The organism is Nonomuraea sp. NPDC049269 (genome assembly GCF_043197155.1).
Taxonomy (GTDB): Bacteria; Actinomycetota; Actinomycetes; order Streptosporangiales; family Streptosporangiaceae; genus Nonomuraea.
Genome location: NZ_JBICSO010000006.1, coordinates 346,187 through 371,757 on the forward strand (window position 1 = coordinate 346,187; position 25,571 = coordinate 371,757).

Below are 25,571 nucleotides of genomic sequence, written 5' to 3' on the forward strand. Positions count from 1 at the left end.
CGCGTGTCCGATGAAATCGCTGAATCACACTCGTTGCCCCCTCTCCCGGGAACCGCGCAACAAGTGGCGCTCGAGCACCGGAAGCGTCACCGGGCGTTCATGGTGGGCCCGTTGATCGGCCTCACAATCGCTGGGATCAAAGGGACATTGCAGTTGGGCTGGCTGGGCCCCGTATGCATACTCGGCATCGGTGTGATCGTGCTCTCGGTCACCGCGGCTACCCGGAAGATCTCCGCTGATCGGATGCGTGCCGCCTTCCGCGATCCTTCAGCCTTCGCGGTCGCGTTCTGGCCGCTCAATCCCGGCGACTACCGGCGTTTCGGCTCCCTCCCGCTGACAGGCATCCACACCATCGTCCTGAGCCGCCGCGGCGGCCTCCGCCCGGGCGCGTTGGCCTTCGTCGGGCTGGACAGTGGTCATGTGCTTCACTTCCACGTTCTCGACCGCGTCATACCGTTCATCGCGGCCCTGCGTGTGGTCGGCGTCACGGTGCTCGAAGAACATCACGGCACGCCAAGTGGATGATCGGAAGCCGAAAAGGCCGCTCCCCACAACTGGGAACGGCCTTTGATCAGGCGAGGTCGAGAACCGGTACCAGTTGCTCCTCCTCATACGTCAGGTGAGCCTCAAGCTCATCGACGAGCCGTTCGATCTCGGCCCGTACCTTCAGCGGATCCCCACCGGAAAGGGCCTGCGTCAGCTCTTCCAGGAGTACGGTGATGCGCTCGTGCTCCTCGGCCAGCCGCTCCAAGGTCGGAGCGAGCGAGGGATGCCGCTCGGCCAGGCCGGGGAACATCATGGTGTCCTCGCCCGTGTGGTGATGGTGCAGTCCCTGGCAGACGGTCAAGCAGTTGATCCTGAGCTGCACGCCCAGGCCCGGCCGTCCTGAATCGGACAGCTCCTTGCGGATCAGCGCGAGTTCGCGGCGGAAGCCGTCGTGCACCAGCTTGAGGTACGCACCGACCGACGGTGCGCTGTCCCGGGGCGGACCGGTCACGCGAAGTGCGACGACCGGGATGGTGCGCGCCGTCTTGGCCTGGTAGTCGGCCCAGCCAGGGTCGCCCTCCATCGCGCGGGCGAACGCCGCCTCACGCTCGGCGCCCTCCAGGACCTCCGCCTCGACATCGAAGATGAGCACGCCGGTCTCGACCGTGGCGCGCGGGTCGGCCTTCAGATTGTGGTACCAGGCAGGGTTGTCCGGCGCTCCCCCGGCGGAGGCGATGACCAGCATGCGCTCGGCGCCGTCGGGCAGGTAGGCGAGCGGGGTCGTGTGTGACTTGCCCGAACGGGCGCCGGTGGTGGTGAGCAGGAGCAGCCTCGCTCCCTCGAAATAGCCATTGATTTGGCCGTTGTTGGCGCGGAACTCGTCGATGACCTGCTTGTTGAAATCCATTCTTCTCCATTGGTGGGTTCCTGCTGTGCCGTACTGAATGGAGAAGAAGACGGCGGACCGCGGGCCCGCCCGGCGATCAAGCGTCAGCCGGGCTGCTCTCTGGTGCGTGGCCCAAGGCCGACCCGGCAGTCACGCAGGTCACGCTACTTCATCACGATATTCTCCGCAAAAACGGCGGAAGGCCGCCTCCCATGACCAGGAAGCGGCCCTTAACCTGGGGTTCGCCGCGGATGGACTGCTCACCTCTTCGCGACGTCGTACACGAGATGCGTCACGCGGTCCCCGCGGATGACCTGCGAAGGATTGTCGAGCAGGATCGGATCGGCCAGCGGACCCGTCGCGAAGAACGGGCGGCCCGAGCCGAGCACCACGGGCACGACGTTGACGACGATCTGGTCGATGAGGCCGAGCCGTAGTGCCTGGGCTCCGATCTCGCCGGCTGCCACGTCGACGATCCGATCGCCGGCGTAGTCCTGAGCGGCGCTGATGGCCGCCTCGACGCCGTCGACGAACGTGAATGGCGCCGTGTCGGCATGCTCCCAGTTCTTCGGTGGTTCGTGGGTGACCACGAAGACGTGTTCGCCTGCGGCGGGTTTGCCGTTCCAGCCGTTCGTCAGGTCGAACAGCCGCCGGCCCATGACGACGACGGCGATGTCCGGGTATTGGGCGCGCATGAAATCGGCCGTCGCCTGCGTGGTCCGGAACTTGTCGTCACCGTCGGCAAAGGACCAGCTGACGTCTCCGTTGCCGTAGCAGTCGAAGAGCGGCCCGACCGCGTCATGGTCGTCGGCGATGTAACCGTCCAGCGAGACCGCTGCGCAGCCCATGATTGTCTTGCCCATGTCGGATCTCCTTTGTCAGTGAACTGGGCGCAGAAGGGCCTTGATCTGGGTTCGGCGTGCCCAGGCGATCAGCGCGCTCATCACCAGCAAGCCGATGGGCAGCCACGGCGGGGCAGCGAGAAGGAAGATGTTGGTGATGGTCGCGCCGGTCATCAGGCCTGCCACGCCGAGTGCGGCCGCCCCGCAAAGCCTGGGAGTCAGGAGGCCGAGTGCGGCGGCGATCTCCAGGACGCCCACGGCGTATCGGAGCCACTGTCCGGCGCCGACAGCGGTGAACATCTCCACCATCGCCGGATCGCTCGTGACCTTGAGGAAGCCGGCGGGGCCGAGCTGGACGGCCAGGACGGCCTGCGCCACCCATAGGCCGGCCGTTGCAACGTATTCGCGGATCCGTGTCCGGGCCGGCGAGGCGGCTACGGGCTGTGTGTGACTCATGGAGTCCTCCCATCAAAAGGGGTTGTGGATGAGTTCATCGCTGACGGTCCGCGCGGATCCGGTCGTACAGGAGACAGATCGCGCCGGTGGTGGTCGTGCTGGTGGCGGTGAGCGACCAGGAGGACCCGGCCGGGCCATCGGTGAACAGGTGAGCCCCGCCGCCGACGAGCTCCGGGCACAGGGTGATGCTGAGCCGATCCACTTCGCCCGCGTCAAGCAGTTGTCGAATGACGCTGCTGCTGGCCAGGACGATGATGTCGCCCCCTGGCCGCTCCCGCAGCTGCTTGACGACGGTGGCTGGGTCAGCGGTGGCCAGGCGCGCGTTGTCCCAGTCCACCCGCTCCAGGCTGCTGGAGAAAACGATCTTCTCGACGTCGTTGAGCCAGCGGGCGAACGCGCGGTCGTTCGGGTCGGCGCTGTCGTCGTCGGCCACAGCGGGCCAGAAGCCGGCGAAGCCCTGGTAGTTCTTGCGGCCGAGCAGCGCCGTGGTGGCCGTGCGGGTGACGTCCACCATGTGCGCGCGGGCGCCGTCGCTGACGGCGTGGGGGACGATCCAGCTCATGTCGTACTCGCCGCCTGGGCCGACGACGCGTCCGTCGAGGGAGAGGGAGATGTTGGCCACGACGGTACGCTGCTGAGTGGTCATTTTTGCTTCCTTCCGGAGTGTTCGGGACACACGACCCAGGGTGTCGTCCAGGGCGGGAGGCTGTCGTCGTCAGACTTGGTGAGATCGCGTCCGGGTTTGGAGGGCGGGTAGGTGATGGTGGGGTCGGCCGTCAGCCCGGTGATGGTCGGCCGGGCGGACGAGATCGCCGCGCTGCGGGCGGCCTACGCACAAGCCCGGTCGGCGCGGCCCGTCACGGCGTTGGTCTCCGGTGAGGCGGGCATCGGCAAATCCCGGCTGGTCACCACCGTGGTGCGGGCGCTTCCCGATGACCCGCTGGTCCTGTCGGGCGGTTGCCTCGAACTCGGCTCGGAGGGCGCCCCGTATGTGCCGTTCGTCGCCATCCTGCGCGACCTCGTACGCCGGCTCGGCCGCGACCGGGTGGCGGCACTCCTGCCGGCGGCCGGATCCACGCTCGGCGACTGGCTGCCGGACCTCGGCCCCGCCCCCGTCCGGTACACGCGGACCAGGCTGCTCGAGGAGATGCTGGCCCTGATCAGCCAGGTCGCGCAGGCACAGCCGGTCGTCCTGGTCGTGGAGGATCTGCACTGGGCCGACGCGTCCAGCCGTGAGCTGTTCGCCTACCTGGTCCGCAACCTGGCCGATGCCAGCGTCCTGTTGATCGGCACCGTCCGCACCGGCGAGCTCGCCACCGGCCATCCGAACCGGCGGCTGCTCGCCGAGCTGGGTCGCGGCCGAGACCTGGTACGCCTCGGTCTCGGCCCGCTGGAGCACCGGGACGTGGCCGAGCTCCTGGAAGCCATCGACGGCCGGCCGCCGGACCGCTCCCGCAGCGGCGCCATTCACCGGCGCAGCGGCGGCAATCCGCTGTTCGTCGAGGCGCTGAGCACCACGGACGAGGCGTCGGCGGCCGACCTGCGGACCCTGCTGCTCGACCGGATCACCGACCTGCCCGATCTGACTCACCAGGTGCTGTCGGCCCTGGCCGTCTCCGGCATCAGGCTGACCGACGAGGTCTTGGGCGAGGTCACTGGCCTGCCGGAGACGCAGCTCCTGCTCGCCCTCAAAGATCTGGCCGGGCGGGATCTCGTGGTGGCCGGCGACGAAGGGTACGCGATCCGGCACGACCTGATCCGCGAAGCCGTCTACGCCTCGCTGCCGCCGGCACAGCGGCGGCGTACCCACGCTCGATACGCCGCCGGGCTCGCCGCCCGCACCCCCGACAGCACGGCCCTGGCCGACCACTGGACGGCCGCCGGCGAGTTCGAGCAGGCGTTGCCCGCAGCGTGGCGCGCAGCCGACCGTGCCGGCCGGCAGAACGCCTACGACGAGCAACTCCACCTGCTCGAACTGGTCCTGGCACGATGGACTCAGGTCGCCGCCCCCTCCCTCCTCATCCACGCCGACCGCACGACCGTTCTGGAACGGGCCGCGGCGGCAGCCTTCGCGGCCGGCAAATCCGCCGCGGGCGTCGCGCACGCCACCGCTGCCCTGGCCGAGCTCGATCCGGAGAGCCAACCGCTGCGCACGGCCCGGCTGCTCGGCCTGCGCGGCCAGTCGCAGAGCCGCGTCAACGGCAACGGATGGGACGACCTGGAACACGCGGTCGCGCTCGTGCCTCCCGGCTCGTCGGACGCGCTGCGCAGCCGCCTGCTGTCCGCGCTGGGCTTCATCGGAGTCGCCGCGCACCGCCTGGAGCGGAGCCGGCAGTACGCGGCCGAGGCACTGACCCTGGCCGAACGGCTCGGCGACGACGGCCTGCGAGCTCCCGCGCTGCTGGTACTGGCCGCGCTCGACGGCATGGACGGCATCTTCGAGCCGGCCAGGCGCACCTACGCCGAGGCCCGGCGAGCGGCGGAGTCGGCCGGGGACGAGCACACGTTCCTGACCACGTTCCAGTGGGAGGCCGGACTCATGGAGGCCGTCGGCCTCTACGAACAGGCCGCCGAACTCGCCCATATCGGGCAGCTGGCCGCCGAGCGACTCGGCCGGACCCGCTCACGCGGCAGCATGCTCGCCAACGCCCGCGCCATCCACCTGCGCTTTCTCGGCCGGTGGGACGAGGCCGTAGCGGTCGTCGACGACGCCCTGGCCGACGGGCCGCCGCCACTGTACGCCGCGTTCCTGCGCCTGGCGGCAGCCGACATCGCCCGCTGCCGGGGCGAGACCGACCGGTTGGAGCTGCTGTTCCGCCAGGTGAGCGAGTTCGCGCGGCATGCCGCCGGGGCCGCCGAGGCGAAGGCCGAGTTCGCCGTCCAGCGCATCTCCTGGGCATTGGAGCAGGGCGAGGCAGACCTGGCCGACCGGATCCTCGGCGAGCTCCTGTCGGTGGCACCGGCCACCTGGCCGACACACGAGGTATTGCGGCTGGCGGTGCTCGGAGCCCGGGTCCAGCGCGCCCGGCGGACCGCCGCCCCGCGGAACCGGCGAGTCGCCGCCGAAAGCGCCGACCGACTCGCAGAGCTGGCCCGCATGACCGACACGGTACGCGCCGCCACTCCCGCGCTCACCGCCTACCGGCTCACTTTCCAGGCCGAGGCCGGCTCCGGCGACCTGCCCTCCTGGGACGCGGCCGTGACGGCCTGGCGCGACCTCGGCAACCGGTACGAGACCGCACTTGCCCTGACCGGCGCCGCCCGCATCGCGCTCGCCTCGAACAACCGGCCCGGCGCCCGCTCCCGGCTACGCGAGGCCCGCGCCCTCGCCGCCGAACTGGCCGCCGAGCCGCTGCTGGCCCGCATCGACGACGTCATCGCCCACGGCCGACTCGGCGACGCTGCGACGGTCCCGGTGCGCAACGACTTCGGCCTGACCCGCCGCGAGCTCGAGGTGCTGCGGGTGCTCGCCCGCGGCCGGTCGAATCCGCAGATCGCCACGGAGCTGTTCATCACGGCCAACACCGTGGCCACACACGTGGCACGGATCCTCGTCAAACTCGGCGTCGCCACCCGAACCGAGGCCGTCGCCCGCGCCCACGACACCGGACTCCTTGACCCGTGACGCACGAACAGCACCCGGCCGGCACCAGCAGTGCCCTCCACTGGAGTCACTCGCGTTCCACGCCGCTGAACTGGGCTGGAACGAGTTCGCAGGACCAGCAGCCGACGCGCGACGACCCGTTCGACGGCGCGGGCCTCGCGCTCGCTGCGGCGTCGTCGGGTCGACAGCACGTTGCGCGCCACCCCGTACAGCCATCCGGTCTCGCTGCCCCATCCCGGCTGGTGGGTGTGCCGGGAGCGCAGCGCCGCGAGGAATATCTCCGCCGTCAGGTCGGCAACCGCGTGCGGGTCGGCCACCCGTCGTGCGACGAACCGTGTCATCACCTCGAAATGCCGCAGGTAAAAGACCTCGAAAGCCTGCGCCCCGGTACTCGTCACGTGCGGCGAGGGGTACCGGGGTGTTCTGGATGGGCGGTCAGGCGGCGGATCCCAGCATGAGGGCGGCGGCAACCGGCACGAGGTACAGCAGCGGGTAGACGACAGTCGCGTAAGAGCGTGCCCGGAGCACAGTGATGACGGCCCCGACGAAGTACAGAACCAGGCCGATTCCGGCCAGGGTGCCGACCACGGGCACGAACAGGCCGACCAGCAGGCCCGCCGCCCCCGCAGCCTTGGCGGCACCGAGCCAGGGCCACCAGGAGCTCGGGACACCGTACGCCGCCAGCGGTTGGACGACCCACGCGGCGCGAGTGAGGATGGCGTAGGCGGAGAAAGCCACCCAGGCGGCGGCGAGAATAGTGACGATAACGTGCACCATTTGGGGCGCTCCTTGCTTCGGTGACACTGGGCCGGGGCCGCAGCGGCGTGATCGGTGAGTCCGTCACTGCCTTGACCCGGCGTCATACGGCGATGCGACCGCCGGCGAATGTGACCTGCGTCATATGCGAGGGGTCGGCGGTTGGGAGGTGAATCCAAGCGATCCCACCTCCCAACCCCTCAGTCGAGGACTGCCAGATTGAGTCGATCGAGACGATCGGATTCCGCGATGACGTCGATGGCGATGATGAGGCCGTCGACGATGCTGAACGTGAGCGCCACACGCAGGTGGCTGTGAGGAGCCATCACGAGGCCAACGGCGCCGTCGATGAGGGCGAGTCCGGTGAACTGGGCCCGCTGCATGGCGGCCATCGCGCCCTTGGCGACGGGCTCGGCTCCGTGGACCACGACGGGCTCCGCGGTCAGCATGACGGCCTTGTCCGCCCGAAGCATGACATCGGGGTGGAGCAGCGTGATCAGAGCTTGGAAATCCTGGCCGCGAGTGGCGGACAGGAAGGCTTCGACGATTCCCCGCTGGCGAGTCAGATCGACGTGCGGCGCGGGTGCGGCACCCTTGACGCGGCGGCGGGCACGACTGGCCAGTTGCCGGGTCGCCTCCGGTGATCGCTCCAGCATGGGGGCGATCTCCTCGAAGGGCACGGCGAACAGATCGTGCAACACGAAGGCGAGCCGCTCAGCCGGACTCAGGGTGTCGAGCACCACCAGCAGCGCCACCCCGACCGAGTCGGCCATCACCACCTCTTGTTCGGGATTCCCGGTGGACGCGGGGCCCAGCAGCGGATCAGCCGCCTGGATGTCCAGCGGTTCCTCGTGGCGACTACCGCGCGAGCGCAGCATGTTCAGGCACACCCGAGCCACCACCGTGGTCAGCCATCCGGCGATGTTCTGCACCTGGCTGACATCGGCGCGGCTGGCACGCAGCCAGGCGTCCTGAAGTGCGTCGTCAGCCTCGCTCAGCGATCCCAGCATCCGAAAAGCCACCGCGCGGAGATGCGAGCGATGCTCAGCGAACCGCTCTGTCAGCCAATGATGTTCGTCCACGTCACATACCTCCGTCAGCAGAACGATACTTATCGACATAGCGGCCCATGGAGCAGCGGTCCGGATGAGTTGCCCCGGCTTCCACCACGGCATTTCCTTCCCTACGATCAGCCGTGTGCCTGGCACCTGGACCCGATTAGCACGCCGCGCGCGTCGCGGCCGAATAGGCCGCCTCGCCGCGGCCTCCCTACTCATCGTCGGCTACAGCGTCTACACCCTGTGGCCGCAGGCCCTCACGACTGAGCCGATCCTGTACGGAGATCCCAGCGACGACCAGGGCTGGGCACTTCATCTGCGATCCGGGCAGACGCTCACGCTCAACGACATCCAGGCAGACGACCCCCTCATCGTCAGCGGCGACGGTCACACGATCGTCTACGTTCAGGACGGCCGTATTCGAGCACGCGACCTGCGGGACGAAACGGTGCACGACCTCGCCGACGCGGGCCGGATCACCGCCCTGCACACCTCCTTCGACGGCCGGGCCGTCACGATCTCCTATCGGGATCGCACGCTGATCGCGAACCTCCGGACCGGCGAGCGGCGCACGATCACCGATATCTGCAAGGTGAACGGACTGTCCGACACCGTCGTTTGGGGCGTGCCCGGCTGCGCACGCCATCTGGAGGAAGCCCGGCTCGTGACCGTTCGGCGCGATGGTACGGGCGCGTTCGTTGGCAAACTAACCGGCGGGCTGCTTTCGCCCGATCTTCGGCTGGTGGCCTCATACGACTTCGACGGAGTCCTCATCAGCGACGCCACGTCCGGCAAGAAGATCAAATTGATCAGGAGAAACGATCCCCGCATCTTCGCCTGGTTCAATGATCACGAGGTCATCGTCGAGGGTTCGCCGTACCAACTCGTTGACGTGAGGACGGGCGACACGCGCCGCGACCCGGCGTTGCCAGACGAGTGGATCTCTCACATCGCGTGGCGGGGGGCGGGTAATGGCTGGCTTGGCTGAACGGCAGGCACGGGCCGCTTCCCTACTCGCCGGTCAATCGGCGGCGAGACTCGCCACGGGCAGCGGCACCCCTGCCGCCTATTTCCGGATGTTTCGCCGCTTCCTGTCTCCGCTGCGCGTCTGGGATGCGCCCACCTGGGGTCAGGGCTTGTCCCGGCGGCAGCGGGCAGTGCTGGTAGCGACGCTGCATGAGGGATGGGACGAGCAGGACACGGCCGAGTTGTGCGGATTGAGCCAGGCCGAGGTCCGAGCGCTTGCCGTACCGGAGCAGGAAAGGGCGGCGCTCACCGCCCGGCTTCGGGAGGCAGCCACGACACCGGGACCGGCGCCGACGCGCTTCCCGAAACTCGTCGCCTGCCTCTGCCTGCTCGGCGTGGCCGGCTCAGCCGCCGTGGTCCCGCTCACAGCTCGAAAGCCACCGCTGCTGCCGGTTCTGCCTGCCGCGGCAGCCGAGCCCATCCGGTACGGCATGCGTGTGCGGGACGAGCTGTTTCCCGATCGGATCGAGCCGTTCGCCTCAGCGGATCCGTCCGAAGGATGGCTCGTGGTCGACACGTCGGGACGGCGCTGGCGGCTACCGGACGCGCTGCCGCAGACCGACGTGCAGGTGAGCCCGGATGGCCGCAAACTCGCCTATTACAGCTTCGCCCGGATGCAGGTGGTGATCCACGACGTCACGACCGGTGCGATCCTTCCCGTTCCGACCGCCTTCTACGAGGTCCGCCTGTCTTTCTCTCCCGACAGCCGCTATCTGGCCATGGAACAACCACAAGCAGAGGAAGTGGCCATCACCGACACGCGGTCGGGCACCGTCATACGCATCGAGGACGACGAGCCTCTTCGGGGATGGGCGGGCGGCCATCTGGTGATGGACCACTCCTACAACGGGGTCAAGATCGTGGCGTTGGACGGCTCAGTGATCGCCAAAGCACAGGGCGCGGAACTGGAATCCGACCGGCGGCCGGCCATATCGCCGGATGGCAAGGAGATCGCCGTAGCCTCCGGCCGGAGTGTCCTGGTCCTCGGCCAGAACGGCCGGGTGCTGCGCAAGGTCGACGCGCAGTTGCCACCGACCGCCGAGCTCAGGCGCATCTACCGGTGGACGGGGCCTGGCGAGGTGCTGCTGTACGCGCCTGGATACCGTTCAGCCGCCGTCTACCTCATGAACGTGCTCAGCGGCGCGACCCGGCCGGTGCCCTACGCTCCGGAGGTAGCCGGGGACGACATCACGATCGGGGCGGTATGAAGGTCCCACTCGCCCTGGCGGCACTCCTGCTGACGGCTTGCTCCTCCCCCGCTCCCGAGGGGCCGCGCCCGTTCGCGCCCACTCAATCCCCCGTCCGCTGGATCAGCACATCAGGTATCGCCCGTCTCGCATCCAGCCAGGACGTGGCGATCCAGAATGTCAGGAAGATCGTGGGCGTGAGCCGCGATGGCCACCGCGTCGTCTACGTCGACGACGCCTCCGGCCACTACGTCGCGCTCGACCTGCGTACCGGCCAGATCCGGCAGCTCACCGCGAAGCCGGTAGGCCGGGTCCGCGAGGGTGAGCCGCATCTGGCCATCTCGGGCGACGGCACGTTCTTCGCCACCTCTCCAGTGGCGGTGGCGGAAACCACGATCACCAATTTCGACACCGGCGAAACCAGGATCATCAAGAACGTCTGCCGCCTCTACGGCTTGACCTCTTCCGGAGTACTCGGGACACGACACTGCGAGGGCGACAGTGACCTGCGCTGGGTCTCTCCAGGCAAGAAGCCGCGCGTCTTCGAGGGCCTCAACCGCAACGACGAACCTTCGCTCTCGCCCGACGGCAAGTTCATCGCGGTCCAAGGCTTCACGCTCATCGACTTCGCAACCGGTAAAGCGGTGCGAAACTTCCCGATCCCGGCAACCGAGCAATGGCTCGACGCCGATCACCTCCTGGCCAGGACCGACAACGGCTACTACGCCGCCGATATCAGAACCGGCTCGCTCACCAAACTCCCCGTCGTCGCTCCCCCCTACCAGAGGGTCCTGTTAGGCCGCTGGCGGTAGTTGTCGGGGAATGACGATGTGCACCTATCCAGTCACCCCAGCCAGCGTTGGATCGCCGTCCTGAGCGATGCGCGGGACTCCGCGTCCGGCTGCGGGACGTCGGTGGCCCATGCCACGTATCCGTCGGGCCGCAGCAACAGCGCCGTGCACGGTACGGCGGAGCCGGGCAGCCCCGCGGTCGCGGGGTATCCCCAGTCCCCGCCGGTGAAATCGATCAGGTGCGGGCGGCCGTCCCTGGTCAGCTCGGCGAGCCGGACACCGTCTTCGAGGTCCAGGTCGGGAGCCCACCGACCGGCCAGCGGATGGTCGTTGCCCACCTCGTAGCGGATGTCGGCGCCTGACATCAGGTCGGCGATACGGCGGACGTTGCGCGGGTCGCCGAGCAGTTCGGTGAACAGCGCGCGCAGGCCGGTGACCTCGCTGCCAGGGGCGATCAGTGCGGATTGGGCGCGCGAGGACATCACCACCCGCTCAGCGACCGGGCGTCGTTCGGACTCGTAGGTGTCGAGGAGACCGGCGGGGGCCGTGCCGCGCACGTCGGCCGCGAGTTTCCAGCCAAGGTTGACCGCGTCCTGGAGGCCAAGGTTGAGCCCGGGCCCGCCGATCGCCGAGTGCACGTGAGCGGCATCGCCGACCAGCAGCACCCGCCCGTCTCGGAAACGCTCGGCCAGGCGGGTGTTGCCCCCGTTGAGCTTGCGCATCAAGTGCGGCCCTGGGCCGTCGGGCGGGCCGACAACAATGTTCACACCGAGCACGCGGCGGGCGCTGGCCTGCAGTTCCGCGAGCGTGAGCGGCCCCTCGGCGTCCTGTCCGTTCCACTCCGTGGTGGAGATCAACGGTGCGGGGGTGCCCGGCAGGGGCGCGTACACGAACAACCCGCGCTCAGTCCGGTGGTGCAGGAACTGCGGGATGGGTCCGTACCCGGGAATGTCGAGGCCGCCGGTGGCCGGATCGACGAACTCGGCCGGCACGACGGCGTGCGCGGTGCGCGCGATCGTGTGGTCGGTCGTCACACCGGGGAAGGTGATGCCGGCCAGCTTGCGTACGATGCTGTGCCCGCCGTCGGCACCGATCAGGTAGCGCGTTTCGATCGTGTACGGCCCAGCCGGCCCGCTGACCTGGAGGGTCACGCCATCCGCGTCCTGGGTGAATCCGGTGAGCTCGTGGCCGCGCCGGATCTCGACGGCGAGTTCGACGGCCCGTTCCTCCAGCATCTGCTCGATCCTGCGCTGCGGAACCTGGAGGATGTAGAAGGGGTTGTCGTCCAGCACACTCAGGTCGATGGGCAGCGCGCCGAAGACGAATCCGGGAGTGGGCCGCGGTGGGTCCTGGTTACCAGCGAGCCGCTCGTACAGACCTCGCCGGTCCAGCATCCGCACCACCTGGCCGACCAGGCCGTTGGCGCGGTTTTCCTGGGTGCGCTCCGGCAGGCGCTCCAGGACCAGGGGACGGATTCCGGCCAGGCTCAGCTCGCAGGCCAGCATCAGGCCGTTGGGCCCGGCTCCGGCTATGACGACATCGGTGATCATGGTGGTCCTTCCGGGCATGACGGATCGACCGGCGGCAGCCCGGCTGATCTTCTCTAGGAAAGATGGAAAGGGTCAGGGCGTGGGCAGGCCGGCGGCGACCTGACCGAGGGCGTCACGCAGCAGTTCCTCGAACGGCGCCGACGCATCGCCGTGGAGCCGCAGCTGGATGGCCGCGAGTATGGCGGCGCCGACCGTCCCGGCGACCAGGTGCGGATACAGATCTCGATCGGCATTGGTGCCGGTGCGCTCGGCGATCGCCGCGGCCAGCGCATCCTGCGCGGCCGCATGGGCCTTGAGGAACTCGCCCCGATGCTCCGGATGCTGGCTCATCAGCTTGACACCGGCGATCCAGCGCTCGTCGGTCGGACGCTCGGCCTCTTGCATGCCAAGCGCGAACCGGGCGAACACGGCGTTAGTGATGGCCTCCCACAGGGGTTCGCCGTCCGGCCTGGACCTCAGCTCGTCGGCGATCTGCACCGCTCGGTCGAAGTGCCTGGCCGCGATCGCCTCGCCCTTGCTGGAGAAATAGTTGTTGAACGTGCGGTGCGAGACACCCGCCTCGGCGGCGATCTCCTCCACCTTGACGTTGTCGAAGCCACGCTCGACGGTCAGCTTGATCGCCGCCCAGCTCAGCGCGATCCGGAGTTCTTCCTTCTTGCGCTCTCTCAGCCCCATATGAACACTCTACACAAATTTGCGAGCCGCGCAAATATGCGAGCCGCGTAAAGATGCGTGGCTCGCATGCATGCGGCGGGCCGGAGCCGGCTACCGGGCCTCCCCAGGCACCTGCCCCACAGCTCCCAAACCAGGACGAACCCAATTCGGAAACCCCCGAAACGACAAGATCCCGCCTGATCGCGATGATCAGACGGGATCCCGTCAACTTCAATCCAGCCGTCTTAAGAACGGCCCTGGGCGGGGAGTTCACGAGTGCAGTTGAGCTTGGAGAATGCGAGGCCTTGAAGATCGTTTCCCAGCGGGGAAGTGATCGTTTCCCGCAGGGGCTGTGGCCGGAGATTGGAGGGAGGCCGGACTACCGCTAGCAGCCCGGCGAGCGTCGGCGTCCCTCACTCTGCCGGGAGTGCCCGTCGGAGCGGCTCGTCCGGCAGCGCCGTGCGGTCGGTACCGGTGGTGGTGCCGAGGGCCTGAACGTCCGGCCCGGTCGAGCCCCCGTACGTGGCGATCTTGTATTCGACCGCCGTGAGGGAAAGGGTCAGCTCACGGATCCGGCGGCGGATGGTGTCGCGATGTTCGACCAGCGCATCGAGCCGCGCCGGCACCGTGTGCCCTCCGGCATCGACGAGCGAGATGTAGTGCTGCAGGTCACGCTCGGCATACCGGACAGCCACATCCGGGTGAGGAACACCAGGCGCCGAACCGCTTCGGCGTCGTAGACGCGATGACCATTACCGTCGCGGGCCACCTCGACCAGCCCGGCCCGCTCGTAATAGCGAAGCGTGTGGGGCGAGACGTCGAGGAAACCTCGGCGATCGTCATCGTCTCGGGCAGATCGGCCAGGTCGGCGAGGCGGTGGATCGCCTCGACCGACAGCGGACCGTCGTCGTCCCCAAGCGCTTCGAGCGCCCTGGTCACCAGATCGTCGGTGGCCATCACCACGAGCCTAGATGGGCCGTACCGATGCGGAGACACCCTCGAAGTCGGCGCTGCGGGCGGTCTCGGCCCACTGCTCGACCTCGTCCAGGCCGCGCCGGTAGGCACGCGAGATACGCTCGACCGCCTCGCGCCCGAGCGGCAGCCGCAGCGGCACCTCGTCGCCGTGCGCGAGCGACACGATGATCTCGGCCGCCCGCGCCGGGTCACCTTCCTGGCGGCCGTCGGTCCCGGCCATGTCCGCACGGACGTTGGCGAGCAAGTCACGGTAGGTCGCGGACGGCTCGACGAACTCGAGCACGTCGCCCCCGTTGAAGCCAGTCCTGAACCGGCTGGGCTCGACGAGCATCACCCGGATCCCGAACGGCGCGACCTCCCCGGCCAGGGCCTCGGACCAGCCTTCGAGGGCGAACTTCGACGCGGAGTACGCCGACACGCCGGGGAACGACGTCCGCCCACCCTGGCTGCTCATCTGCACGATCGTCCCGGTGCCCCGCTCACGCATCGTGGGCAGCGCCGCCCGGACGAGCGCGGCGGGGCCGAACAGGTGCAGATCCATCAACTCGCGCAACTGCGCGTCGCTGACCTCCTCGACCGCTCCAACCACGGCCCGGCCCGCGTTGTTGACCAGCACATCGAGCTGACCGAAGCGGTCGAGGGTGTCGCGCACGAGGTCCGCGGCCGCGGCGATGTCCCGGGCATCGAACTTCGCGATCAGGCAGTTGTCCGGGTACTTGGCCTCCAGATCGGCCACACTCTCGGGCCGGCGCACCGCCGCCACCACGTGGTCGCCCGCCGCGAGCGCCGACTCCGCCAGTGCGCGTCCGAACCCGCGGGACGCGCCAGTGATGATCCAGGTCTGTGTCGTCATGGCGGGGACGCTATGCCTTCGAGCGCGCTCGAACGCAAACCCGGCGTGACCATCAAAACGGAAGATCGTGACCGGAAGCGCAAAGGAACGTGGACCGCCACCTGCCCGCTCCGGCGCTTGAGGGTGAGTCTGCCTTTGTTCTTGCCCTGGACGGGCAGTCGCTCGCTTATACCGGCCCCCACGGCCAATCCGGGGTGTTCACGAGAGGCGGCGACCTGGCGAGAAAGGGGCCGCCTGAAGATCGCTTCCCAGATGATCGTTTCCCGAGTTGGCCGGCTTACATATCCAAGGCGAGCGGTTCGCTCGGCAACCCCTTCCCGCTCAGGACGTCAGCGAGCAGAAGAGGCAGCCCTGGAGGCCGGAGGGTGTGACTGATCTGTGCGGTGACCAGGTCGGCGAGCGACCACCATCGGTGTTCGGCGATCGCTTCGTGTTCTCCGGGTTCTAGATGGTTTCTGCTGATGTCTTGACTGTTACGGACTCGGGCGAGGAAGTAGCTCTCGTGCATGTGCAGCGGGTAGCCGGCCCAGAAGGCGTCCAAGTCGAGGGTCCACAGGCATGGCCCCCAGTCGACGTCGGTCAGGCCGGTCTCCTCGAAAAGCTCTCTACGGGCGGCCTGAAGGAGGCTCTCAGCGGGCTCAACGCCGCCGCCGGGCAGGATCCAGAACAGCTCCGGCACGGGATGACCGGGGACGACGATGTTGCCATCATTGCGGACCTGCATCATGAGGAGCCGGTCATCGTGATCTAACAATACGACGCGAGCACCTCGTCGGATCTTCATCTGGTTGCTCCTTGTCCTGTTCGGCGCATGGAGGTCGCGACAGGGTTCAAGATCTTGCCAGCCCTGCACTCCGACGAGCGTCCCAGTTTGGGTGGAGGATCACCCACACAGGTGTTGATCTTGGTTGTGGTGGTGACTGCCAGCACTTCTCCGCTTACAGTGTGGAGTTTTCGGACCACATGGCGTGAAGCGGATCGGGTGGGCGCATCTGTGTCTGCGTGGAGGCGGATGTGACGTCGCTGCTGGAACGCGGCCTTGGCTGAGGCGGCTGCCGCCGAGAGGACGGCCGAGCTGCGCGAACGACTCATTGCAGCGGAGGAAGAGCTCCGCCGCTTGTCCATTACCCGCGAAACGCTGCTGGCTCTGTCGGCCCAGGATGACGAGCATGAGGCTGAGTCTCTTGGGGGCGAATACGAGGCACCCCATCGGAAGAACTCACCGCGCTCATCAGCGCGCGAGAGCCGTACTTGCTGCGCCTCAAACAGAGCCCGAACGCAGGCGGCACCGTCTGCTTCCACTGCCCGGCAGCAGGCCCATCGCTGCCTTGCCCCCGCTTCGACCGCCTCGACCAGCGCGGACCCAACCGGCCCACCGCGGTCGACCTCACCGACACCCGGCAACGAGCCGCCCACCCCGCGGCCAAACCTCGCGTCCTTCCCCCACAGCCCGACCACAAGACCGGCGAACTGCCGACGATCTGCCACCAGCACACCATCACCGTCCACAAGGACGACCTCGGCCACCTCGACAAGCATCTGCCGACGTCCCCGAGATCCCAGCAGAGCACAGCGACCGCACGCCGCTCGCGGGCCGGAGCAGGCCGCCACCCGTCCCATAACGCACATTTCAGATCACCGTGTCGCAGCACTCAGCCCGGCGTCGGCTTCGCTATGCCCAACGACGCGAACTCGGACCTCCATCAGCGGCCTGACACCACCCGGGCCTTCCCAGACACCCGCCCTGCTGTCCCCAAACCAGGACGAACCAGATTCGGAAACCCCTGAAACGACAATATCCCGCCCGATCTCGATGATCAGACGGGATCCCGTCAACTTCAGTCCAGCCGTTTCAAGGGTGCGGCGTTCACGAGTGGGTGTGACTTGGGATGCAGAAGGGGCCTGGAAGATCGCTTCCCGAGATCGACGTGATCATGCCCAGGTTGGATGGGGCGCTTGTCTTGGCGCAGCAGGCTCGACGGTGGTTACGAGGTCCGAAGTCGATCTTCTTGAGGGTCGAAGTAGTTCAGGCCGAGTTGGGCGGCAACTTGGACGGCGTACGCTGAGGTCTCCTCCGCGCGGCTCCACGCCATCGCGACGTGGATGTAGGGGCCTGCTGCCCCCATGATCAGCGGAGATGCTGCCCACGGGACATCATCCTCCTCCGCCTCTCCCTCTTCTGGCCAGCGCTGCAGGAGCCGCTCCACGAACTCCACGATCAGAGGCGTCGGCGGAATCTTCACCTCTGCTTCGAGGTATAGGTCGTACAGGGTGGTATGCGCCTCTCCCGCTTCTCGATCGTTTGCGGGACGCTCGCCCTCCCAGACCGCAAGGTCGTAGCTCATGCGGAGATGATGTCACTTTCGGCGCAGATCACTTCGAGATGGCCGAAGGTGCCGGCGCCTTCGTTCGTGACCCAAAGGCCCTCGTGATGGCCGCTCAAGGCACCCCTTCGGCCATGCCTTGCGCCGCAGAAGCCATGGGAGACGTGGTGATCCTCATCCCGTGTGGTGCAGGGCATGTCATCTTCGTGCGGTTCCGTTGCCGGCCAGCTCCGACAGGTCGCTGCGGGCACGGCTCAAGCGGCTGGTGGACGATGGCTGGCTGGCCGAGTTGAAGGCTCGCGCCTTCTGAACGTAACGCGCCAGGTGATCGCTTGGAGGTCGGAAACCCCTGAAACGACAAGATCCCGCCTGATCGCGATGATCAGACGTTGGCCTGGGGGTAAGCGGGAGTTGAGAAGATCGCTTCCCAACGCCCATGGTTGCTGGGACCGCCTCATGATCTCGTTCATGAGCGAAACGATCTTCCGGTCTACCGCTCGTGTGCTGCTGGTAGATGCCGCCGATCGGCTCCTGGTCTACCGCAGGCTGTTGCTTCAGGTTGAGGAGCCTTTCTATGCCTGGTTCACGCCGGGGGCGCCGTTGATCCTGGCGAAAACCTGCATCAGGCCGCCGCACGCGAGCTTCGAGAGGAACTGGGGCATGTCATCGCCCCCTCGGCTCTCGGGCCGGTCGTCGCGATCAGTTCGGGAACATGGGCACTAGGCGGTGAGACGTTCAGCTCAGTGGATTCCTACTTCTTCCTTCGCGTCAGCGGACTGGAGGTGGATACCTCCGGCATGGACGATGAGGAACGGCGGGTGACTGACCGTTTCGAGTGGTGGACAGTTTCGCAGCTCAGCCGATCACGCTGCCGTGGCATCTGCCAGGTGCGGGTGCGGCGGCAACGTCTGAAAGAGCGTGACCTCCCGTCCCTCACCGTCCTACCGCAGCTGGCTGCGGAACATGCGCGCGACGCCGGCCTGGCTGGAACGCGGCGAGCAGGTGCCGCCGCCGACGAAGCCCCCAAGAAGGTCAGCCCGCCATACTCGCCGGCCCAGCTCGGCCGCCTTCGCGGCTAGGCCGAACGCCTGGTCGGCCAGGCCCGAGACGACGCGCTGGCATTGATGGCACTCGCCCGCCGCGGACCAGACTGTGCGCAGGGCCGTCGTACTGACCGCCGGACGGTGGCTGCCGGCGACGCGGAGAGCTCGGCGGGTGGTCAGATCTGGTTGAGGCCGCCGTCGACATACAGCTCGATGCCAGTGATGAAGCTGCTTTGGTCGGAGGCGAGGAAGAGGGCGGCGGAGGCGGCCTCGTCGGGATGGCCCATGCGGCCCAGGGGCACCTGGCTCGCGAGGTGGCCCTTGAGCTGGGCGGCCTGCTCCTGGTCGGCGGCCAGGCCGGTGATGCCGGGGGTGTCGATGGGTCCGGGCGTGAGGGTGTTGACCCTGATCGCCCGGCTCCTCAGCTCGTTGGCCCAGGTGCGGGCGAAGGAGCGGACGGCGGCCTTGGAAGCGGCGTAGACGCCGAACGCCTCCTCGCCCTTGGCGGCGGCGGTGGACCCGGTGAGGATCACCGAGGCGCCGCCGTTGAGTAGTGGCAGCGCCTTCTGGACGGTGAACAACATTCCCTTGACGTTGGTGTCGAAGGTCTGGTCGTAGTGCTGCTCGGTTACCTGTTCCAGGGTGGAGAACGCGCCGCCGCCGGCGTTGGCGAACAGTACGTCGATGCGGCGGCCCCGCTGGGCGACGGCCTCATAGAGCCGGTCGAGATCGGCGAGGTCGGCGATGTCGCCGCGGACGCCGACGGCGTTCGCGCCGATCTCGGCCACCGCGGCGTCGAGCGCCTCCTGGCGGCGGCCGGTGATGAACACATGCGCACCCTCGGCCGCGAATCGCCGCGCGGATGCCAGGCCGATCCCGCTGTTGGCGCCAGTGACAACAGCAGTCTTGCCATCAAGCTGTCCCATGATCATTTCCTCTTCGTCGATTGAAGTAACTTTTTTGGTTACAACTAAGCCGAGAGACGTCGCGTCGGCATGGTTACTGAGGGGATGTTGTTGTAACCATAGCAGTTACAATTGCGTGGCAAACCAACCACCCGCAGGTCAAGAGATGTAACATGAAGGGTTACAGCAGAGGAAAGGGCCGGGAGGCAGATGAGCGCGAACAGCAGGATGAGCATCGCCGTGCACGTCCTGACATGGATGACGCTCGACCGACGCAACGGTCAAGAGATCGCCACCTCGCAGCGTATCGCCGGCAGCGTCAACACCAACCCCGTCGTCATCCGCCGCTGCCTGGGCGACCTCCGTAAGGCCGGCCTCGTCCAGGCCAAGCGCGGCGCCGGAGCCGGGTGGAGCCTCGCCCGCGAGCCCCAGACGATCAGTTTGCTGGACGTCTACCACGCGGTCGAGGACCAGAACCAGACCCTGTTCGCTATGCACCAGACCCCACCCAACAGCTCCTGCCCCGTGGGCTTCGGCATCCAGCCAACTCTGCATCGTGTCTATGGCCGACTGGACGACGTAGTGCAGCAGGAACTCGCCACAACCACGATCGCCGACGTGCTGCGCGATACCCTGGCCGAACAACGGTCCACCTGACCGCGTATCCCCGACTTCGTGCCGACCAACGACTCGAAGCCCCTGAAACGACAAGATCCCGCCCGATCACCACGATCAGCCGGGATCCCGTCAACTTCAGTTCAGCCGTGGTGGAGGTCTGCGCCGCACTTCAGGGCGCCCCCTTTTCGGGCCGACAACCCTACGTGCGGCCGAGATGGCCCGGCTCAGGCAAGGAGCGGGGCGAGGTGGTTGGTTCGCGTTCCCTCGGCGGAGGTCAGGTAGCCGCGTAGCCGCGCCGCGATGGTGCCCAGTTCGCCGGACAGCGCGTACGCCGGGCCGTACAGGGCGGGTGGCCGGATCGCGGCGACCTGTGTGTTGAGGTTGGTGACCAGGCCGGCGCTGGTGCCACCGTTGGGCACGATGCGGATCGTGTAGTCCAGAATGCTGTTCGCCTCCCCACCGGTGATGTGGGCGCCGGGCAGGATGCCGATGCCGGTGTCCCAGTCCATCGAGTTGCGCACGTTCTCGAACACGGCCGAGGTGGCGTACTTCGTGCCTGCGTTCTTGGAGAAGACCACGGCCACGTTGGGCGTGGTCCGGTGCGCGCCTTCCTTGTAGACCATGGCATAGCCGCTGGTGCCGCCGGTCGGTGTCCACGGGTAATAAGGGATGTTGTCGCCGGCCCGATACCACTCGCTTGGGTCGCCGTTGGCGTCGAGCCGCAGGGCCAGGGCGGTGAAGGCGTCGGCGGAGCGCAGGAACGGCAGCCAGTTCTCCAGGTAGAACTCGACGTTGGCGACCGTCGCCCCGGCGTTGACGACCTTGGGCAACCGGATGACGCGGCGGATCTCCAGCGCACCGTTGGACAGCCTCGTGTAACGGGTGAGCTGCGGGACGGCGTCCGATCCCGCGAAGTCGGCGACGAGTTCGGCGTACCACTGCCTGTCGGCGATGGTCCACACGTCGGTGGTGGTGGAGTTGGTCCGCTCGACGCGCACCGTGCGCTGGTAGGCGCCGGGACGGGTGCCCGCCTGGTTGACGTTCCAGCGCCGGTCGAGGACGTTGGTCGCGGCCTCGACGTTCAGGCCCCACAGGACGGCCTGCATGACCCGGTCGGTCTCCTCGCCCTCGTAGGTGGGCGAGAGCAACGGCCGGTAGCCGGTCGGGCAGTGCCGCATCTGCGGGATGGAGCCACCACCACCGAGCCGGAAGTCGAACTGCTCCCCGCCGTTCCAGTAGTTGCGCTGCCACACGTCGGTGCCGTCGGACAGCAGCTTCCACGACCAGCCCTTGGCCTTCGCCTGGGCGGGCGTCGCCGCGATCAGGGGTAGCGCGGCGGCGGTCGCCAGGACGGCCCGCCTGCTCGGGCCGGTGCTCCGCTTGTCGCTCATGTCGGTTTATCTCCTTTGTGGGGGGTTTCAGGAGGAGTAGGGTTCCAGCCCGGCCGGTACGGACGTGCGCTCCCATTCGGCCTCGTATCCGATGCCGGGCGCCGTTCCCGCGTGAACGAGCCCTTCGGCGTCGACCGCTTCCTCCCTCGTCACAGGGTTGGCGGGGACGAACGACTCGTAGTAGGTGGTGTTCGGGATGGCCATGCACAGATGGGTGTGCACGATGCCGCCGCCGTGGACCTCGGCGCGCATCCGGTAGGCGTCGGCCAGATGCGCGATGCGCATGGCCCCGGTGATGCCGCCACGCAGACCCGCGCTGGTGCGTACCGCGGTGGCGGAGCCGTTGGCGATGAAGTCGGCGGTGTTCATGTGGGCGCCGTCGCTGGTCTCGGCGACGATCAGCGGCACATCCACCTTCTCGGCCAGGCGCTGGTAGGCGGTCGCGCTGAACTCGCGCATCGGCTCCTCGTACCAGAGATATTTCGCCTCGGACAGAACCCTGCCCAGCTTGATCGAGTCGAGCAGGTCGAACCCGGCGGATCCGTCGTACATCAGCGGCACCGAGTCCCCGACGTGCTCACGCAGGGCCGCGCACAGGGCGATGTCGCGGTCGACGTCTCCCCAGGCGTGCAGCTTGATGGCCGGATAGCCCAGCTCCAGGCACTGGTCGGCGACATCCAGGTACTCACTGATGGTGGCGAAGGTCGCGGTGGAGGCGTACGCGGGGATGGCGGAGCGGTACCCGCCGAGCAGTTCGTGCACCGGGAGCCCGGCCGCCTTGCCCGCGATGTCCCACAGCGCCACATCCACCAGGCCGTGGATGTAGAGCGGCATCTCCTCGATGCGGTCCAGTTCCCAGACGCGGTGCCACAGCCATTCGCGCCGCAGCGGGTCGGCGCCCAGCAGTTCGGAACGCAACCGCCGGTCGGCGATGTCGGCCAGGATGGTGCCGCGCTGGCTGTAGGCGTAGCCGGTGTGCCCGTCGTCTGTGGACAGCACGAGCCAGCCGCCGGTGTGCGCGGGCTCGGACCCCGGCAGGCCGTCGCGCCAGCGGAAGACAGGCGTGACGGCGGGCTGCGCGCACAGGACGACGTCGACAGCGGTGATCTTCACATTCACTCCGTTGCGGTTCAGTTCTTGACGGCGCCGTCGAGCAGCCCGCGCACCAGGTGGCGCTGGGCGAACAGGAAGACGAGCGCCACGGGCACCACGGTGAGCACACCTGTGATCGCCGCTTCCGGCCGGTGGATGGGGAGATCGCTGCCTCCCAGTGCCGGATTGAGCGCCGGTGAGCCGGAGATGAGCACGCCGAGCCCGACCGGGAGGTTGAAGGTCTCGTCGTCGCCGAGCATCACGAACGGCAGGAAGTAGTTGTTCCAGTTGCCGATGAAGGCGAAGAAGGTCAGCAGCGCGATCAGCGGCTTGCCCAGCGGCAGGGCGACCCTGCCGAACAACGCGGCCTCCGAGCAGCCGTCGATCCTGGCCGCCTCCAGCACCTCGCGCGGCAGCATGGTGGAGAAGTAGATGAAGGCGAGGTAGACCCCGAACGGATAGAGACTGGCGGGCAGGATCACCGACCAAGCGGTGCCGGTGAGCTGGACCGCGTTCACCTCCAGGAAGAGCGGGAGCACAAGCGCGGCGGGTGGCACGATCATCGCCAGCAGCGTGGCGATGAGGATGACTCGCCGCCCGGCGATCCTCGTCGCCGCCAGCGCGTACCCGGCCAGCAGGGAGGTGGTCACCGACAACAGCACCGCGCCGCCGGTGTAGAGCGCCGAGTTGACGATCCACTGGTAGATGACGCCGTCGTTGAAGGTGATCAGGTTCCGCCAGGCGGTCAGGTAGCCGCCGAGCGAGCCGAAGGACAAGGGGTGCCCGCCGGTGATCTGGGCGTCGGACTTGGTCGGCGCCAGCACCAGCCACACCAGCGGCAGCGCGCAGGCCAGGGCCACCAGGCCGAGGACGACGGCCACGGACATCCGCCAGACCCACGCCCCGCCGAGCCGCTCGGTCATCGGTCGACCTCCGTCTCGAAGAACTTGGCCTTGAACACCAGGAAGCAAGCGGCGACGGTGCAGACGGCCAGCAGCATCAGGCACAGCGCGGCGGCCGCGGCGAAGTCTCCGTTGTCGAAGGCGAACAGCAGGCCGAGCTGGTTCAGCGACCACGACTTGGAGCCGGTGAAGGCGACGCCGTACAGCAGTTGCGGCTCGATGAAGATCTGCAGCCCGGCGGTGAAGGCCAGGATGACCATGTAGACCACGTACTTGGAGATGAGCGGCAGCTTGATCCGCACTGCCGTCTGCCACCAGGAGCAGCCGTCCATCCTGGACGCCTCCAGCACGTCGCGCGGCACTCCCTGCAGGGCGCCGTACATGATGACCACCCACTGGCCGAACCCGGTGGCGAAGGCCATCAACGCGAAGATCACCACCAGGTACGACGGTTTCAGCACGTCGTTGCCGGTCCGCATGCCCAGGCCGTGCAGCAGTGGGGCGAAGGGGCTGAGCGCGGGCTGGAGCATGACGTACCAGAGCAGCACGCTGGCCGAGCCGGTGACCGCGCCCGGCAGCATGTAGACCAGGCGCAGCGCCGTGCCGTACAGGGGACGCTGGTCCTGGACGAACAGCGCCAGCAGCAGCACGCCGATCACCATGACCGGCAGGTACAGCGCCATGAACAGCGACACGTTGCCGACCGCGGGCAGGAAGCGGAAGTCGGCGACCGCGTGTACGTAGGCACGGGGGTCGCTCAGGGACTCGTAGAGGGCGTACAGAACGGGGCCGATCCCGAAAACCGCGAGCAGGACCAGGTACGGGGCCACACACAGCCAGCCGAAAAACTTACCCGACGTCATAGCCTTGGGCCTTTGCCAGGTTCACCAGCTCGGTCTGCAGCGCGTCCAGGCTGGCGGCGACGGTGCCGCCGGAGCGGATCGCCGGCACCACCGTCTGGGTGAACGCCCCCTCGACGTCGTAGCGGGTGGGCTGCTGCACGGGGTTGACCTTGGCCGCCTGCTCCCGCATCACCGGGAACGGATCTTCGGCGTAGAACGGGTCACCGGCCAGCCGCTTGGCCCACGCGTCGGCCGAGGGGCCGTAGGCAGGGTAGGTCGGCGCGTCCTTCTGGTAGCCGGCGTCAGTGGTCATCCACTGGATGATCTCGGCGGCGCCCTTCATGTTCTTGGAGTGGCGCGAGAGCAGGTAGACGCCGCCGCCCGCGCTGCCGGACCAGTTGGTCGTCTCGCCGTCCCACGTTGGGTACGCCGCCGCGGCGATCTGCCCGTTGGGCGTGGCGAACAGGTCCTTGGGCTTGAACAGGTAATCGCCGAGCCAGGAGGCACCGGGCAGCATGAGAACCTTGCCCTCTTTGCCCAGCTTGGCCATCTCCGGGTCGAAGAGTCCCGCCTTGGTGACCGAGCCGTTCTTGATCAGAGGGTCGAGTACGTCCGCGACCCGGGTGCACTTGGCGTCCTTCAGGTCGATGTGCGCCTTGTCCGGCCCGGTCACCTGCTGGATCGGGCAGCCGCTGGACCAGAAGTAGTCGTAGTAGGTGAAGAAGCTGCCCGCGCTGCCGATGACGTACCCGGGGTGCTCCTTGGCCACTCGCTCACCCAACGCCCGGTAGTCGTTCCAGGTCTTGGGAAGCTGGTAGCCGAAGCGCTCCATGAGCGGCTTGTTGTACCACAGCACGGTCTGGGCCAGATCGTTGCGCAGGCAGTACAGCTTGCCGCCGACCTCGCAGGGCGCGTTGGCCGTACCGAAGCCCTTCCGGATCTGCTGTGGCACCAGCGAGTCGAGGGGCTGCGCGTAGTTCAGCTTCCCGGCGAACTGCGAGACCACGTTGGGCTGCCCCGCGAAGATGACGTCCGGCCAGCCCTTGCCCGTGCGGTTGAACAGCTGAATCTTCGTCAGCAGGCTTTGCCCGTCGTAGGTCTCGACCTTCGTCTTGAGGTTGGGATGCGCCTTCTTGAACTGCTCGAACCCGGCCAGCCGGGTGGGGTCACTCCACACCAGCAACGTCGCGTCGCGGTCCTCGGTAATGGCCCCGCTGACGGCTGTGGGCGTGTTGGACGAACATGCGACGAGGAGGGCGCCTGCGAGGCACGCCGTCAGGGGGATGCGAAATCTGATCACAGCTGCCTCGGCAAAATCGTGTACGATGTC

25 protein-coding genes and 1 pseudogene are annotated in these 25,571 nt (G+C 67.8%); 7 read left to right on the forward strand and 19 right to left on the reverse strand.

Features of this window, described 5'->3' with window-relative positions; all coding sequences use genetic code 11:
* Window positions 1-3: 3 nt before the first annotated feature.
* Window positions 4-525, forward strand: coding sequence for a hypothetical protein (locus tag ACGFNP_RS33495; RefSeq protein ID WP_393325479.1), 522 nt, complete (start codon window positions 4-6; stop codon window positions 523-525).
* 46 nt (window positions 526-571) lie between these two features.
* Here ACGFNP_RS33495 and ACGFNP_RS33500 read toward each other — a convergent pair whose 3' ends face one another.
* The 4 genes from ACGFNP_RS33500 to ACGFNP_RS33515 all read right to left on the reverse strand — a co-directional run bounded on the left by ACGFNP_RS33500 (window position 572) and on the right by ACGFNP_RS33515 (window position 3,316).
* The gene (locus tag ACGFNP_RS33500; protein WP_393325482.1) at window positions 572-1,393 is read right to left on the reverse strand and encodes a nitroreductase/quinone reductase family protein; all 822 of its coding nucleotides are present in this window, start codon (window positions 1,391-1,393) and stop codon (window positions 572-574) included.
* A gap of 239 nt (window positions 1,394-1,632) precedes the next feature.
* Complete coding sequence (locus tag ACGFNP_RS33505) at window positions 1,633-2,235, reverse strand: dihydrofolate reductase family protein (RefSeq protein WP_393325484.1); 603 nt, start codon at window positions 2,233-2,235, stop codon at window positions 1,633-1,635.
* Window positions 2,236-2,250: 15 nt separating this feature from the next.
* Window positions 2,251-2,670 carry a DoxX family protein gene (locus tag ACGFNP_RS33510; protein WP_393325486.1) on the reverse strand — a complete coding sequence of 140 codons (420 nt, stop codon included), beginning with the start codon at window positions 2,668-2,670 and terminating at the stop codon, window positions 2,251-2,253.
* Between the two features lie 34 nt (window positions 2,671-2,704).
* Window positions 2,705-3,316, reverse strand: a complete 612-nt coding sequence (locus ACGFNP_RS33515; protein WP_393325488.1) for a dihydrofolate reductase family protein — start codon at window positions 3,314-3,316, stop codon at window positions 2,705-2,707.
* Window positions 3,317-3,430: 114 nt separating this feature from the next.
* On the opposite strand from ACGFNP_RS33515, the gene ACGFNP_RS33520 reads away from it, so the two are divergent.
* Window positions 3,431-6,295 carry an AAA family ATPase gene (locus ACGFNP_RS33520; RefSeq protein WP_393326251.1) on the forward strand — a complete coding sequence of 955 codons (2,865 nt, stop codon included), beginning with the start codon at window positions 3,431-3,433 and terminating at the stop codon, window positions 6,293-6,295.
* A gap of 149 nt (window positions 6,296-6,444) precedes the next feature.
* Here the strand turns inward: ACGFNP_RS33520 and ACGFNP_RS33525 are convergent.
* From ACGFNP_RS33525 to ACGFNP_RS33535, 3 genes and pseudogenes are all read right to left on the reverse strand, one after another.
* Window positions 6,445-6,672 (reverse strand): annotated as a pseudogene (locus ACGFNP_RS33525) (RNA polymerase sigma factor); the annotation flags it as partial.
* Between the two features lie 37 nt (window positions 6,673-6,709).
* Window positions 6,710-7,051, reverse strand: a complete 342-nt coding sequence (locus ACGFNP_RS33530) for a DoxX family protein (protein ID WP_393325490.1) — start codon at window positions 7,049-7,051, stop codon at window positions 6,710-6,712.
* 179 nt (window positions 7,052-7,230) lie between these two features.
* Window positions 7,231-8,112 carry a sigma-70 family RNA polymerase sigma factor gene (locus ACGFNP_RS33535; protein ID WP_393326254.1) on the reverse strand — a complete coding sequence of 294 codons (882 nt, stop codon included), beginning with the start codon at window positions 8,110-8,112 and terminating at the stop codon, window positions 7,231-7,233.
* 64 nt (window positions 8,113-8,176) lie between these two features.
* Between ACGFNP_RS33535 and ACGFNP_RS33540 the strand changes: the two genes are divergently transcribed.
* From ACGFNP_RS33540 to ACGFNP_RS33550, 3 genes are read left to right on the forward strand one after another with little or no spacing between them, the layout of a single operon-like run.
* Window positions 8,177-9,076: a hypothetical protein gene (locus ACGFNP_RS33540; protein ID WP_393325492.1), complete on the forward strand. Its 900-nt coding sequence runs from the start codon at window positions 8,177-8,179 to the stop codon at window positions 9,074-9,076.
* Window positions 9,069-10,322: a hypothetical protein gene (locus tag ACGFNP_RS33545; protein ID WP_393325494.1), complete on the forward strand. Its 1,254-nt coding sequence runs from the start codon at window positions 9,069-9,071 to the stop codon at window positions 10,320-10,322. Before ACGFNP_RS33540 ends, ACGFNP_RS33545 begins: the two co-directional genes overlap by 8 nt.
* The gene (locus tag ACGFNP_RS33550) at window positions 10,319-11,113 is read left to right on the forward strand and encodes a hypothetical protein (protein ID WP_393325496.1); all 795 of its coding nucleotides are present in this window, start codon (window positions 10,319-10,321) and stop codon (window positions 11,111-11,113) included. The genes ACGFNP_RS33545 and ACGFNP_RS33550 overlap by 4 nt, the downstream gene beginning before the upstream one ends.
* A gap of 32 nt (window positions 11,114-11,145) precedes the next feature.
* Here ACGFNP_RS33550 and ACGFNP_RS33555 read toward each other — a convergent pair whose 3' ends face one another.
* The 6 genes from ACGFNP_RS33555 to ACGFNP_RS33580 all read right to left on the reverse strand — a co-directional run bounded on the left by ACGFNP_RS33555 (window position 11,146) and on the right by ACGFNP_RS33580 (window position 17,469).
* Window positions 11,146-12,642, reverse strand: coding sequence for an FAD-dependent monooxygenase (locus tag ACGFNP_RS33555; RefSeq protein ID WP_393325498.1), 1,497 nt, complete (start codon window positions 12,640-12,642; stop codon window positions 11,146-11,148).
* A 72-nt stretch (window positions 12,643-12,714) separates the two neighbouring features.
* Complete coding sequence (locus ACGFNP_RS33560; RefSeq protein WP_393325500.1) at window positions 12,715-13,317, reverse strand: TetR family transcriptional regulator; 603 nt, start codon at window positions 13,315-13,317, stop codon at window positions 12,715-12,717.
* Window positions 13,318-13,709: 392 nt separating this feature from the next.
* Window positions 13,710-13,991 (reverse strand): hypothetical protein, encoded by a 282-nt coding sequence (locus tag ACGFNP_RS33565; RefSeq protein ID WP_393325502.1) that lies wholly within the window; start codon window positions 13,989-13,991, stop codon window positions 13,710-13,712.
* Window positions 13,992-14,263: 272 nt separating this feature from the next.
* Complete coding sequence (locus ACGFNP_RS33570; RefSeq protein WP_358327987.1) at window positions 14,264-15,124, reverse strand: SDR family NAD(P)-dependent oxidoreductase; 861 nt, start codon at window positions 15,122-15,124, stop codon at window positions 14,264-14,266.
* A gap of 277 nt (window positions 15,125-15,401) precedes the next feature.
* Complete coding sequence (locus tag ACGFNP_RS33575; protein WP_393325505.1) at window positions 15,402-15,908, reverse strand: NUDIX hydrolase; 507 nt, start codon at window positions 15,906-15,908, stop codon at window positions 15,402-15,404.
* Window positions 15,909-17,109: 1,201 nt separating this feature from the next.
* Complete coding sequence (locus tag ACGFNP_RS33580; protein WP_393325507.1) at window positions 17,110-17,469, reverse strand: hypothetical protein; 360 nt, start codon at window positions 17,467-17,469, stop codon at window positions 17,110-17,112.
* Window positions 17,470-18,065: 596 nt separating this feature from the next.
* On the opposite strand from ACGFNP_RS33580, the gene ACGFNP_RS33585 reads away from it, so the two are divergent.
* The gene (locus ACGFNP_RS33585) at window positions 18,066-18,527 is read left to right on the forward strand and encodes a hypothetical protein (RefSeq protein WP_393326257.1); all 462 of its coding nucleotides are present in this window, start codon (window positions 18,066-18,068) and stop codon (window positions 18,525-18,527) included.
* Between the two features lie 140 nt (window positions 18,528-18,667).
* On the opposite strand, the gene ACGFNP_RS33590 is transcribed toward ACGFNP_RS33585, so the two are convergent.
* Window positions 18,668-19,417 carry a glucose 1-dehydrogenase gene (locus tag ACGFNP_RS33590; RefSeq protein WP_393325509.1) on the reverse strand — a complete coding sequence of 250 codons (750 nt, stop codon included), beginning with the start codon at window positions 19,415-19,417 and terminating at the stop codon, window positions 18,668-18,670.
* Window positions 19,418-19,606: 189 nt separating this feature from the next.
* Between ACGFNP_RS33590 and ACGFNP_RS33595 the strand changes: the two genes are divergently transcribed.
* A complete protein-coding gene (locus tag ACGFNP_RS33595) occupies window positions 19,607-20,053 on the forward strand; it encodes an Rrf2 family transcriptional regulator (RefSeq protein ID WP_393325511.1) in 447 nt (148 codons plus the stop codon).
* Window positions 20,054-20,238: 185 nt separating this feature from the next.
* Here ACGFNP_RS33595 and ACGFNP_RS33600 read toward each other — a convergent pair whose 3' ends face one another.
* From ACGFNP_RS33600 to ACGFNP_RS33620, 5 genes are read right to left on the reverse strand one after another with little or no spacing between them, the layout of a single operon-like run.
* Window positions 20,239-21,405 (reverse strand): hypothetical protein, encoded by a 1,167-nt coding sequence (locus tag ACGFNP_RS33600; protein WP_393325513.1) that lies wholly within the window; start codon window positions 21,403-21,405, stop codon window positions 20,239-20,241.
* A 27-nt stretch (window positions 21,406-21,432) separates the two neighbouring features.
* Window positions 21,433-22,518 carry an enolase C-terminal domain-like protein gene (locus ACGFNP_RS33605; protein WP_393325515.1) on the reverse strand — a complete coding sequence of 362 codons (1,086 nt, stop codon included), beginning with the start codon at window positions 22,516-22,518 and terminating at the stop codon, window positions 21,433-21,435.
* 17 nt (window positions 22,519-22,535) lie between these two features.
* On the reverse strand, window positions 22,536-23,420 hold the full coding sequence (locus ACGFNP_RS33610) for a carbohydrate ABC transporter permease (RefSeq protein WP_358327977.1): 885 nt from the start codon (window positions 23,418-23,420) through the stop codon (window positions 22,536-22,538).
* Window positions 23,417-24,262, reverse strand: coding sequence for a sugar ABC transporter permease (locus ACGFNP_RS33615; protein ID WP_358327975.1), 846 nt, complete (start codon window positions 24,260-24,262; stop codon window positions 23,417-23,419). The genes ACGFNP_RS33610 and ACGFNP_RS33615 overlap by 4 nt, the downstream gene beginning before the upstream one ends.
* On the reverse strand, window positions 24,249-25,541 hold the full coding sequence (locus tag ACGFNP_RS33620) for an ABC transporter substrate-binding protein (protein WP_393325517.1): 1,293 nt from the start codon (window positions 25,539-25,541) through the stop codon (window positions 24,249-24,251). The genes ACGFNP_RS33615 and ACGFNP_RS33620 overlap by 14 nt, the downstream gene beginning before the upstream one ends.
* Window positions 25,542-25,571: the final 30 nt, after the last annotated feature.